Here is a 12464-nt window from a genome sequence, read left to right on the forward strand (position 1 = left end):
GAAAATCTCGCGAGAAAATGTGAAAGGATCTAGATGTCCTGACACTCCTGAAAAAGCAAGAAGGCAAAACGATTCCAAAAATCGCTTTGCCTCCTATCGTTGTTTAGCTCAATACCTCTGGAACAGGTGTGATAGTTTCTTTTCTTTTCTTAGCTCTCCTACTGAACCAGCTTCGCTTTTCAGCGCTTCTTGTGAAGATGCAGTAAACGGCTGGAATCAGCAGCAGGGTGATCAGGGTTGCGAAACTCAGGCCGGCAATGATGGCAGTAGCCATTGGTGCCTGGTAGTTGCCTGATTCCCCTGAAGCCATTGCAAGTGGAAGCATGCCGCCAACTGTTGTCAGTGTTGTCATCAAAATTGGACGGATGCGGTTTTTACCAGCTTCAACGAGTGCTTCCTGGACTGTAAAGCCTTCATTGCGCAGTTGATTGGTGCGGTCAATCAATAAAATTGCGTTGTTCAGGACAATCCCGATCAGCATGATGATGCCCATTCCGGACATGATGCTCAATTCCTGCTGTGTCAGGAATAATCCGAGAATGACGCCGACGATGGTCATCGGAATGACGGACATGACGATCAGCGGGTGTCCCAGATGGTTGAACTGGACAGCCATAACCAGGTATACAAGGAAGATGGAAATCGACAGGATCAGAACCATATCCTGAACCATTTCCTGCTGCTGCTCAAGATCCCCTGCAGGTGCAATACTGTAGCCTTCTGGTACGTCATAGCTGTCCATCAGCTTCTGGACTTCTCGGTTGATGGTGCCCAGGTCTTTTCCTTCAATATCTGCAGAAATCGTGATATATCGTTCGCCATCCTTGTGAGAGATTTCGTTTGGATTTTCGACGCTCTTCAATGAGATGAACTCAGATAGCTTTTTCTCACCTGAAGGAGTTGGTACTTTCAGGTCAAGCAAAGCGGATTTAGTGTTCATCTCTTCGTCCCATTTCACTTTTAACGGAACGTTTTCCTCATTGATTTTCAGTTCCCCTACAGGCATCTGTAAAAAGGCCTGCTCAATGAATTGCTTGATCTGCGGCTGTGACAATCCCGCTTTTTCAATTTCAGACTCATTCAGTTGGACGACTTGTTCAACTGAAGTTCTTTCAATGGAGTTTTCGACTGCTACAATTCCTTCAATAGACTTAAGCTCTTCAATAAACCCGTCAGCAGTAGATTGGAGTTCATCAAAGCTTTCACCTGAGATATTGACTTGAACAGGGGAACCGCCGCCTCCAGACATAGCTGCTGCTGCGCTTTTCAAAGGTACCTTCTCTTCAAGACCTCGTAATGACTTAAGGATTTCTTCATTTACATCTTTTTGTTCTCTTGTGATTTCATCGCCTTTTGTCATGTTGATGATCGTGTAAAGCATGTTGCCGTTATCCATTACATAGTTTGATTCAACATCTTGAATTTCGTCTAATGCTTTGTTCATTTCACTTACGATTTCCTGTTTTTCATCCAGGTTTAGACCCGGTTCGACGGTTACCATGAGCTCAGCATAGCGGTTCATCATGTCTGGCATGATGGTCATTGGAATCTTTGTTACAAGCATAAGCGATCCAATGAGCATCAGGAAGAAAAGGCCGATGACAGCAAAGCTGTGGCGTTTTTTCTTGATGGTCCATGAAATCATTTTGCTGTATCCACGTACAAGGCGGCCATCTTTGTTAATCTTTTCTTTCTTTTTCAGCTTCAGGAACTTCTCGGATAGAGAAGGAATCAGTGTGAATGAAACAATCACAGAGCTGATGAGCGTGATGGCGACAACAACGGAAAGGATGATCATGAAGGAGCCCATCTCACCGCCAAGCAGGCCGATTGGCACGAACACGACGATCGTCGTCAGCATCGAAGCCAGTACGGCAGTAGCTACTTCCTTGGTTCCGTTAATGACTGCCTCAAGACTCTTTAAACCTAGTTCTTTTTTGCGGTAAATGGATTCAAGAATAACGATGGATGAATCGACCGTCATCCCGATTCCGAGTCCGAGACCAATCAGGGTCAGCATATTGAAGCTGTAACCAAAAACCCACATTGAAGCGAAAGTGAGCAGCACTGATGTTGGGATCGATAGTCCGACAATCAATGTAGCACGGATATTTCTCAAGAACAGCAAAAGGATCGCAACGGCAATAGCGGCACCAAACAGGATGTTGCTTGTCACACCATCTATGGATTCCTTGACATAATCCGCCTGGGCAACCATTTCATTCAATTCAACGCCGCTGACCAAGCCTTCTTTTCTGATTTGTTTGATTTCCTCACGCACTGCCTCCGCCATCTCGATTTGAGTGGCATCGGCTACTCTGCCTACCTGGACAAAAATGAAATCCTTCGAGCCATTTTTCCAGACGAATGAGGAGCTTTCCAGGGGCTGCAGATTAACGTCTGCAATCTGTGTTAATTTGATAAAACCATTCGCTGCCGGGATTTGAAGGTTTTTAACATTCTCGACCGATTCTAGCTGTGTATTCCATCTAAGAGAAGGGGAGTTTGTTTCGTTGTTTAGCTGGCCCAGTGTTGCTTCATTGTTTGCCTGCTGGATTGCTCCAATCACCTGTGCGGCATCCAGCCCGTTTTTTAATAGTTCGTCACGCTTCAGTTCAACAGTCACTTCTTTTTCCAGGCTGCCTGAAAGCAAGACATCATGAACTTCAGGAAGAGCTTCCAGCCTTGGTTCCAGAATATTCTTAGTGAAGGCTGTCATCTTTTCCATGTCAGAGCCAGATACATCCATGAAAAAGTCGTAAGCCTGGCTAGTGCCAAATTGTCCGGTCATCACATCTTTGACACCGCTCATATCGGAGGTTGTGGAATTAACAACTGACTCGACTTCCTTGAATACTTCCTCTCCACGGCCACGTTCAATTGTTAGCTGCATGGAACTTTTTCCGATGTTGCTGCTCGAAAGGACTTCCTCTACACCTTCAATGCCGAGGATCTTTTTTTCAAGCGGAGTAGTGATGGTTCTTTCCACTTCAATTGCCGGCATTTCCCCTGCATAGATTTCCACATAAGCACCATCCATCTTGATTGATGGAAAGAGTTCCTTATCGAGTTTTAAAACTGAAAAGCTGCCAATCAATAAAACTAATACAACCATTAAACTGATCAAGATTTTCCTTTGAACAATAAATCTTAATAAATCCATAAGTTCCTCCCCATTATTATCGCAAAATAGGATTGTAAAAAATTTCTAATTTATTCACCCGAAAACAGATTATACACATATTCATAGGAAAAAATAACTATTTATTTGCGTTTTTATTAATATTTTTCCATATAAATACCTATCTGTGTATTAATCATCTGAAGAAAGTAAGAAATTTTCCATGTCCTTTAAGATATTTCCATTTTATCCCTCGTGTGGGATATTCATAATGAGCCAGAGACAGATTTTCATATAGGGCTTAAGACTGAGAAGGAATAGGCATATAAAACGAGAATATAGTTTTGTAAAAAAACGAGGTGAGTTTCATGTTCAGTCAGGCTCCTTTTAAAGTGAAAATGGAATGGGGAAGAAGAGGGGCAAGGGAAGCAGCCGGCCGAGGGGATATTGTCATCATTATCGATGTACTAAGCTTTTCCTCAACAGTTGTCGCTGCATTGAATGCAGGGGCAGTGATCTTTCCATACCCTCCAAATCTCGATGGCAAAAAATATGCGAGCGGCATTGGAGCAACATATATACTTGGCAGGGCAGAAGCAGCAAGGACGGGAAATCCCACCTTGTCGCCGGTAACATTTAATCAGGAGCATCGCAACCAGCGTTATGTATTATCTTCACTCAATGGTGCATATTGTTCGTGGATTGCTTCCAAAGTGCCAGCACTATTGATTGGGTCATTGCTCAATGCTTCTGCGGCTGCGGTGGTTGCGGATACACTGCAGCAGGAAACAGGAGCAGACATCACGGTCGTGCCATGTGGGGAACTGTGGAATGATGCCCATGAAAATGAAGACCGGCTTAGGCCGTCCATAGAGGATTATTTAGGAGCAGGGGCCATCCTTGCAGCTCTTGGCGGCAGCAAGTCCCCGGAAGCAGAGGTATGCGCTGGAGCTTTTAAAAGTTCGGAATCTCGATTAAGAGAATTGGTTTGGGATTCAGGCAGCGGACGTGAATTGAGAGAAAGAGGATATGAGGAAGATGTGAAGTTTTGCAGCCAATTAAATCTGACGGACATCGTGCCCGTTTTAAATGAAGGAAGGTTTATTATATATAAATAGAAAGTGCCTGGCTTGGAGCCGGGCACTTTCAAACTATGTCAATTTTTTAATATTGAAGTTATCCTCCAGCAAAGCCCAGTTTTGCGGGAATGGGTAGCCGAGCACCCAGTAGCTGACGCCACGCAGGTTGTATTGCTTGATCAGGTCAAACTTAGCCTGGGCGCTTCGGGCGTCTTCGAACCATACCTCGTGCTGTCGGCTCTGTTCATCGGTGTAGCGGAAATAGGGTGATGCTGCCACTGTATCATATTGGATTGCAGCTCCATATTTGATGGCTCGGCTGACAGCTTCCTGAGGGCTGTATGTTTCAGCTTCCTGGCCCTGGACATGGGGGATGATCCAGTCTCTGGCATATAGCTGGAAGCCCATCAGGATCTTATTCCTTGGAATCGCAGTAACTGCATAATCAAGCACTCTTCTGATTTCATTCAATGGTGAAACAGCCTGCGGCGAACCAAAGCGGTATCCCCATTCGTAGGTCATCAAAACGACGAAATCCGCTATTCTGCCATGTGCGGGATAATCATGGGCTTCGTATAATAAACCTTTTTGGTCAGCCCTGACTTTCGGCGCAAGCGAAGTTGAAACGAAATAGCCTTCTTTATGGAGTGCATCAACAGCTTCTTGAAGAAAGGTATTATAAAACTCTCGGTCTGCAGGCAGTACATTTTCAAAATCAATATTCAAGCCGCGGTAACCTTTTTCTCGCATGACAGAAAGGATATTGTTGAGCAATGTATTACGATTCGCTTCACTGGCGAGAACTGCATGGGCTATGTTCTCTCCGGCTTCTGTCGATGTAAAGTTGGTGATCGACATCATTGGCAATGCCCCTTGTGCCAGTCCTGTCTGGATAGCTTCGGTATCGTCCTTCATGTAAAGGATTAGGGAACCATCAGGTTGGATGACATATGCGAACGGAGCGATATAGGTCATCAGGTCAGCAACTTCACCGACAAGTTCTATCGCCTTTTCGTCAGAATGGTAAGTGAAGGAATTTGATTCAATCGTCGGTTTCGGTTTTGGAATGACGAGGATCGTCCCTGGATAAAGAAGATTAGGATTTTGAATCTGATTAGCCTTGATGATTGCCTGTACGGTTACACCATAGCGCTGGGAAATTTGCCATAAGGTCTCGCCGCGTTGGATGATGTGGCGGGAAGCAGGTATGCGGAGTACGGTCCCAGGGTAGATCAGAGCAGGGTTGGTTATGGCATTAGCACGGATGATGGCATCCACGGTCGTTCCGTAACGCTGGGCAATGGACCATAGTGCCTCACCGTATTGAACCGAATGAAATGCATCATAAGATGGAATAAGCAATGCCTGGCCCACTGCCAATTGATTTGGATTTTCAAGGTCATTTATTTCGCTGATTTGTGTTACACTCACCTGGTATCTGTTTGAAATCTGCCACAGAGCTTCCCCTCTTTGCACAACATGAATGATCATAATGAACCCCCTCAGGAAAAAGTCCTACAATATGCTATGAGAAAAAAAGTTATTATATGTTGAAGGAGGATGTTTATCGGCCTGTACATAAGAGTTTGATAAATATCTGCCGGGTTCGCACAGAATTACTGGAGAATCCGATTGAAATGGCCGAAGTAGGTACGAGTTCGGACAAAATTAGAGGAGAAGCTGATTGAAATGTCCGAAGTAGGTACGAGTTCGGACAAAATTAGAGGAGAAGCTGATTGAAATGTCCGAAGTGGGTGCAAGTTCGGACAAAATTAGAGGAGAAGCTGATTGAAATGTCCGAAGTAGGTGCAAGTTCGGGCAAATCGCAGTTGAAGCTTAAGTCGGTATCTAGAATTTCAATTTTGAGACATAGCAAAACGCATGGACTCTCTTATCCATGCGTTTTCATCTATCTTATACTAATTTTTCAAGGTTTACGCGTTTGTGGATTGCAAGCATGACAGGTATACCAACAGCCATTACCGTGAATTCGCCTGCAGCCGTTGTCAGCCATGTGAACCAGAATGGCAATTGGAATGCCAGGTTCAGTTCAATCGCAATCAGGAACATCGTGAATGTGAAGACCAATGTGTTCACAAGCATGCGGCCAATGATGCTCTTAATATATTTGGCTGTGAAAATCGTGATCAACAAGGATATCACTGACTGCCCCACTCCAAAGACGAGGTCATATGCGACCATTGGTGAAAAGAGCAGGTTTGTTAAAAATACTCCCAAAACGATTCCAAAGAAATATTTTTTATTGAAAACGATCAGGTGGTTGAACATTTCTGACACACGGAATTGCACATTAGTGAAGCCAAATGGCTGGATGACGGCGGAAACGGCAATGTATAAAGCCGCCAGAATCCCATTCCGGACAATCGTTCTAGTATTCATTTTTTTCATCTCTCCTAGTTTTTTTACGTGGGATGGTTACGAACCACGTTATTTAAAAGCCAATTTAATATTATATAGGATAGAAGGCCTTCTCACAATATAATTTTCTTAGAATAATAGTTGTTGGGCCAACCACAGGATATCTCAGTTTAAAGTATCTTTATTTTAAAATATTACATAGGATTGTTATAATTTAATGATAGTAATGTAAGCTAGTTCGATAAAGGGGATATGAAGATGTTCATAAGAGATATCAAGAAGCATTGGACAGTCCAATATGAGGAAAGAGGGATGCCGCATGTCCAGGCAGGGCTTGTGCTGAATCCCCAAGACTGGAAGGAACTAGATCCTTTCATTTTAATGGCGGAGGATTGGTTTAAGCGCGGGACCTTCTCCGATCACCCGCATCGTGGTTTCCAGACCATCACGTATATCATTGATGGCAGGCTGGAGCACATTGACAACCATGGAGGACACAGCATCCTGGAGTCTGGTGATATCCAGTACATGAACGCTGGCAGCGGCGCGCGGCATGCAGAAGAGGCAGTGGATAATGACATAGCGCATACACTGCAGCTCTGGCTGAACCTGCCGAAGGAGCTGAAGGGCACAACCACTTCTTATCAAAATGTGTATTCCGAACATGCACCGGTTGTCCAGTTCGAAGGCGGCACTTTAAAGGTTTACTCAGGCGAAACAGCTGGAGTGCAAGGGCCTCTAGAGCCACTGGTGCCTTTTACCTTATCAGAAATCCAGCTGGATGAGGGCGCTGACTTCTCATATGCATTGCCTGAGTCACATAACGCCTTCCTGTATGTACTTTCAGGTGATATAGAGGCCGGTTCAAGCCGTACAAACCTTAAAAAGTCTGCTGCAGCGACATTGACTTTCAATGACGGAGGCGAGGGAACAAGCGAACTAAGCCTGAAAGCAAACCAGCGATCAAGAGTGTTGGTCTATTCAGGAAGGCCGATCAAAGAAGAAGTCGTTGCCTACGGTCCTTTCGTGATGAATTCAATGGAAGAGATTCGCCAGGCTTACCGTGATTACCAGGAAGGTAAGTTCGGAGAGGCGGCAAAATAAGGAAGTCTGGCCTTCAAGCTGAATAATTGACGTATGCTATTCAGTCATGTATCATAACAGTATAAATTCGAATACTTCTCCTAAAGGGGAGTAGCTTTCACAACAGAGTCGTCATTACGGAGAATCCCTCCCGGCTTTGTTGGCAACGACAGTTGTTAGCAAGACCTTTACCAATTCGGTGAAGGTCTTTATTTGTTTCGAGACCTTCACCAGGTTAGGTGAAGGTCTTTTCTTTATTCTATTGGATAACCGGCGGAAGTGAACACTGACCTGATTGAGAAGTGGTAAAGCTTGCGAGGATTGCCATGATCCGTGCATATGAAAAAATGAAGGCAAATCTTCAGCTATTTATAAATAGAAAGAGACATTTTACGATGTACGAACATAAATTTAAGTATTGGAGTGTGGATAGTATGAGAAAAACACAGCTTAGTTTTAATGAATTAATTAAAAAGAATAAGGAAGAATTGCTAGCAGACGAGAAGAGGATCGAGCTAATTGAGAAGCGGCTTGATGAGAAATACACCAATCCAAAAAAGTGAATACGGAGGAACAGGATGTTATTACGAAAGTATATGTCTTTGATGGGGGTAGGCTCAGCCCAGATTGACTTGATTTTGGAGAAGGATGTTTTAATCCCAGGTGAGTCAGTGAATGGAAAGTTCTTGATTAAGGGTGGGACGGTAGACCAGGACCTCCAGATGATTGAGTGTGCCCTTGTCATGGTTAACTTAAAGACTGAGGAAGAAAGCGTACTGGATACTGTAATAATCGATGTGCAGTTAAAGATCCAGCCGGATGGGGATGATGACGTGCCGTTCAGCTTCCTGCTCCCGGAAGATGTTCCTCCTTCAAATAAAGATATCTCTTATCACTTTAAAACAAAGTTAGTCTTTAAACAGGGCATAGAGAGCTGGGACGAAGATTTGATCAAGGTTGTAAAGGGCTGATTCTGGGAATCAGTAATGAACAAACCTTTGCAGCCTTTTGGAAATAAAGGGAAAGGGGCATGAGAATGAATCAATATGAACATCTTGCAAACAGTGTAGTCTATTCAATCCGTGGATCAAAAGCAGCTTTGGTTCATAAAGATTCATCATTAAGACTTGTTGGAGAGGGCAGGAGTGCGTTTGCGTTCAGGATTAACGGTACAAATCTTGTTCTGAAGGTATTTTTTCCACAGTTTGAGAAGATTGCAGCAGAAGAAGCGGAAATTTATAAGGAGCTTGCCGGAAATCCATTTTTCCCTGCTCTCCATGAATCAGGACGGAATTATTTAGTCATGGATTATGTCCGGGGCATGACGCTCTATCAATGTTTGGCAAATGGCATGCCGATCGCTGCCGGACATATTGAGGAAGTCGATCATGCCCTTAAGCTTGCCAGAGAAAAAGGCTTGAATCCATCCGACATCCACCTGCGGAACATTATCATCACGCCTGATGATCAAGTCAAGCTGATCGATGTGGCGAGATTTAGGCAAACGAAGCGATGCTCCCAGTGGGAGGACTTGAAAAACGCGTTCTACAAATATTACAGGCATGAACGTTTTCCCAAGAAAATGCCAGAGCCTGCGATCAATTTAATTGCATTTTTCTATAAGAAAGGACTGCTGCCATCAATTAATTAACGGCTGCAGTCTTTTTTTTGCTATCAATGGCTTGTTATAGTTTATAATTCATGACTGCGAAAATGGCAGTCGAGTAAGATTCCTTGTATGTGGAGGCCCATAAGTGCAAAAACTTGTCCTGAATTCTAAAACTGCGTTATGATGGATTATAACAGTGAATTTTGAAATCTAATCCGTAGGAAAAATATATATCATACTGTCAGTGAACATATGGAGGAATCTAAATGACCACAGAACTGCAAGCATTGGGAGAAGCTATTGTCAGCAGGAAGCACGAAATCGCAAAGGCTGTCCATGAAGACCGCTATTCTGACGCCGTTTTGACAGAGGCGCAGAAATATGAACTTGGTAAAATTGAACTTCAAATCCTTGAAATCCGTGCTAACTTCATCGAATTATTCGGCCAGGCTTTGATAGAGCATGAGGACAAGAGCAAGGTTTTTGAAAAAATTACTAACTGGGGCAAGGAAACCGGTGAGTATATCTATAGACTTGGTGCATCACTCGATGAGGCACTTAAAGATACGAGCTATTATCGTGAGCATATCTGGAAGGCGCTCAAACATGAGGCCAAGGAGATGTCTGCAACAGTAGTCTTTGATGTACTGGATATTATTGATCCTTTAATGGACCATGCAATATACAGCTTCAGCCTGACTTTTGTCGACGCGCACCAGAAGAGCCTTGAAAACGCAAAAACAGCATTATTGGAATTGTCAGTACCAGTCGTTCCATTAATGCCTGGGGTAGGGGTATTGCCGCTAGTAGGGAATGTTGATACGGAAAGAGCCCAGCTGTTGATGGAAGAAACGCTGGACCAGGCTGTGAAACTCAAGCTTTCTCATCTTATCTTTGACGTATCAGGAGTCATGATCGTCGATACAATGGTTGCGGACCAGCTTTTCAAGGTTATCAGTGCCCTATCACTAGTAGGTGTTAAGACCATCATGACCGGAATCCGTCCTGAGGTTGCACATACAATGGTTACACTTGGTCTCAACCTCGAAGGTATCATGGTAAAATCAAATCTGCACCAGGCATTCAAAGAGATCCAGACTCTGCAAAATGCATAAATCCAAAAGCTGCCGCGGCAGCTTTTTTATTTTTTATAAAGAGGAATTACCAAATAAAAAGAGAATTTCAGTTTAACTGATAGAAAAGATGTTTTGGATTGTAAAGGAAAATATATTTTTCGGAGGAAAGATAATGGAACTGACAATTAGGAAAGCTGAAGAAGGGGATATTTCGGAGCTATACAACTTAATGACCCAGTATATTGTTGGTTTTTACAAAAAACCTGAACCCAATGAAGCTGATCTGAAAAAATTGATTCAACATTTGCAGGAACATCCAGAATCGGGTATTCAGTTTGTGGCAGAAATAGAGGAGGAAGTTGTCGGATTTGCAACGCTGTATTTTACCTTCAGTACTCTTCAGGTAAAACGGGCGGCGATTCTGAATGACTTATTCGTTTCTGCTGGGGCAAGAGGCCAGAAGGCAGGAGAGCAGCTATTTGCGAAGTGCCTGGCATATATAAGGGAGAATGACTTCGCTTATATGACTTGGGAAACGGCAAAGGATAATGATGTTGCCCAGAGCCTTTACAATAAAATGGGCGGTATGCAAACAGACTGGATGGTTTATGAAATCGAATAGAGATCACGGCATTGGCAGGCCTTCGTTCTGCGAGTCGAATTTCGTGTAATTTACAGGGTTAACACCTATACTATAGTGTGAAATAACTAACTGGAGGGATCCAACATGCAGATTGAAATGTGGACTGATTTTGCTTGACCGTTCTGCTATATTGGCAAAAGGCGTCTGGATGACGCTATCAAACAGATTGATCACCCGATAGAAGTGACGTATCGCTGCTTTGAGCTAGATCCGAACATGAAACGGGATATTGATTATAATATGTATGAGGGTCTTTCGAAGAAGTATGGAATGAGCATTGCCCAGGCAAAAGCAAGCACGCAAAATATGGTGCAAATGGCAAAGGAATCCGGCCTGGAATATAATATTGATACACTCATCTTGACCAATACATTCGATGCGCACCGTCTGACGATGTTTGCGAAAAAGCATGGATTGATGGCAGAGATGACGGAAAGAATTTTAAGGGCTTATTTTACCGAATCAAAGCACATAGGAGACCATGAAACTTTGACAGAATTGGCTGTCGAAGTGGGACTCGACCGTGAAGCAGTAGAGAAAATGCTTGCCAATGGTGAAATGGCCGATGAAGTCCGTGCTGATGAAAGCACCGGGCAGCAGTATGGCATTACTGGTGTGCCATTCTTCCTTATCAATAAGAAATACGCCATTACAGGCGCACAGCCGACGGATGTGATCGTCCAGTCATTGAAAAAGGTTATTGCCGAGAATGAAATTACCGTTTTGAACAGCGATGATGAAATGATTTGTGATGACGATGGCTGTGAAATCCCTAATAAAAAGAACTAGTCTGAGGACTAGTTCTTTTCTATACTCTTATATAAACTCCACGATTTCCTCGACTGGAATGCGGGTCGTTGGGTGCCCAGGTGAAGCAGCCTTTCCAAGAGCCAGCAGGAGGACAGGCATATAGCGCTCATCAATGTTGAATTTTTCGATGAATTGCTGCTTGTTGAATCCGCCCATTGGAACAGTATCATAACCTCGGGCTCTGGCAATCAGCATAAGCTGCATCGTAACAAGTCCGGTATCGAAAGACGCGATGTTCTCCCTTATCGCAACAGGTGCAGAAGAGTATAATTTATTGGTGTTCTCAATCATTCTGTTCATTATTGATTCGTCCATATAGCCAGCTTCATATGAACTGCGGTATACTTTTTCGCCATTACGGTACATTTCTCTGTCGCCTAGAACCGCAATAACCGCTGAAGAAGTTTCGACCTGCTCCTGATTATTGGCAATCATTCTTAGTTCTTGTTTGGTTTCCTCGTCCTGGATGACGAGAAACTTCCATGGCTGGAGATTGCTTGAAGAAGGTGCCAGGGCAGCTTCTCTTAAAATATCTATAATCTCTTCTTGTGAAATCTTGAAGTCGGGATCATATTTTCTGACAGAACGCCGTTCACGTATGACACTGGACAGGCTAGTCTCAGAAGTGTTCATTTTGAATTCCTCCAAAGTTGTAGTTACTTTT

12 protein-coding genes and 1 riboswitch are annotated in these 12464 nt (G+C 43.6%); of the genes, 8 read left to right on the forward strand and 4 right to left on the reverse strand.

The features are described 5' to 3' along the window. Nucleotides 1-103: 103 nt before the first annotated feature. On the reverse strand, nucleotides 104-3163 hold the full coding sequence (locus RH061_RS04400; protein WP_311074232.1) for an efflux RND transporter permease subunit: 3060 nt from the start codon (nucleotides 3161-3163) through the stop codon (nucleotides 104-106). 326 nt (nucleotides 3164-3489) lie between these two features. On the opposite strand from RH061_RS04400, the gene RH061_RS04405 reads away from it, so the two are divergent. Next, a complete protein-coding gene (locus tag RH061_RS04405; RefSeq protein WP_311074233.1) occupies nucleotides 3490-4239 on the forward strand; it encodes a 2-phosphosulfolactate phosphatase in 750 nt (249 codons plus the stop codon). A gap of 33 nt (nucleotides 4240-4272) precedes the next feature. On the opposite strand, the gene RH061_RS04410 is transcribed toward RH061_RS04405, so the two are convergent. Both RH061_RS04410 and RH061_RS04415 read right to left on the reverse strand, forming a co-directional pair. Then, nucleotides 4273-5691 carry a glycoside hydrolase family 18 protein gene (locus RH061_RS04410; RefSeq protein WP_311074234.1) on the reverse strand — a complete coding sequence of 473 codons (1419 nt, stop codon included), beginning with the start codon at nucleotides 5689-5691 and terminating at the stop codon, nucleotides 4273-4275. 423 nt (nucleotides 5692-6114) lie between these two features. Next, the gene (locus RH061_RS04415; RefSeq protein ID WP_311074236.1) at nucleotides 6115-6600 is read right to left on the reverse strand and encodes a QueT transporter family protein; all 486 of its coding nucleotides are present in this window, start codon (nucleotides 6598-6600) and stop codon (nucleotides 6115-6117) included. A gap of 8 nt (nucleotides 6601-6608) precedes the next feature. Next, a riboswitch (PreQ1 riboswitch) is annotated at nucleotides 6609-6653 on the reverse strand. Between the two features lie 184 nt (nucleotides 6654-6837). On the opposite strand from RH061_RS04415, the gene RH061_RS04420 reads away from it, so the two are divergent. The 7 genes from RH061_RS04420 (at nucleotide 6838) to RH061_RS04450 (ending at nucleotide 11779) form a co-directional block, all read left to right on the forward strand. Continuing rightward, nucleotides 6838-7683 (forward strand): pirin family protein, encoded by an 846-nt coding sequence (locus RH061_RS04420; protein WP_311074237.1) that lies wholly within the window; start codon nucleotides 6838-6840, stop codon nucleotides 7681-7683. 413 nt (nucleotides 7684-8096) lie between these two features. Beyond that, nucleotides 8097-8225 carry an FbpB family small basic protein gene (locus tag RH061_RS04425; RefSeq protein WP_311074238.1) on the forward strand — a complete coding sequence of 43 codons (129 nt, stop codon included), beginning with the start codon at nucleotides 8097-8099 and terminating at the stop codon, nucleotides 8223-8225. Between the two features lie 15 nt (nucleotides 8226-8240). After that, complete coding sequence (locus RH061_RS04430; RefSeq protein ID WP_311074241.1) at nucleotides 8241-8633, forward strand: sporulation protein; 393 nt, start codon at nucleotides 8241-8243, stop codon at nucleotides 8631-8633. Nucleotides 8634-8698: 65 nt separating this feature from the next. Next, a complete protein-coding gene (locus RH061_RS04435) occupies nucleotides 8699-9313 on the forward strand; it encodes a protein kinase family protein (protein WP_311074243.1) in 615 nt (204 codons plus the stop codon). Between the two features lie 224 nt (nucleotides 9314-9537). Further along, complete coding sequence (locus RH061_RS04440) at nucleotides 9538-10386, forward strand: STAS domain-containing protein (RefSeq protein WP_311074244.1); 849 nt, start codon at nucleotides 9538-9540, stop codon at nucleotides 10384-10386. Between the two features lie 130 nt (nucleotides 10387-10516). Further along, nucleotides 10517-10969, forward strand: a complete 453-nt coding sequence (locus RH061_RS04445; RefSeq protein ID WP_311076263.1) for a GNAT family N-acetyltransferase — start codon at nucleotides 10517-10519, stop codon at nucleotides 10967-10969. A 150-nt stretch (nucleotides 10970-11119) separates the two neighbouring features. After that, entirely contained in the window at nucleotides 11120-11779 is a 660-nt protein-coding gene (locus tag RH061_RS04450) for a DsbA family oxidoreductase (protein ID WP_311076264.1), read from the forward strand. Between the two features lie 27 nt (nucleotides 11780-11806). Here RH061_RS04450 and RH061_RS04455 read toward each other — a convergent pair whose 3' ends face one another. After that, nucleotides 11807-12433, reverse strand: coding sequence for a nitroreductase family protein (locus RH061_RS04455; RefSeq protein WP_311074245.1), 627 nt, complete (start codon nucleotides 12431-12433; stop codon nucleotides 11807-11809). Between the last annotated feature and the right edge of the window lie 31 nt (nucleotides 12434-12464).

This window comes from Mesobacillus jeotgali (assembly GCF_031759225.1).
GTDB lineage: Bacteria > Bacillota > Bacilli > Bacillales > Cytobacillaceae > Mesobacillus > Mesobacillus jeotgali_B.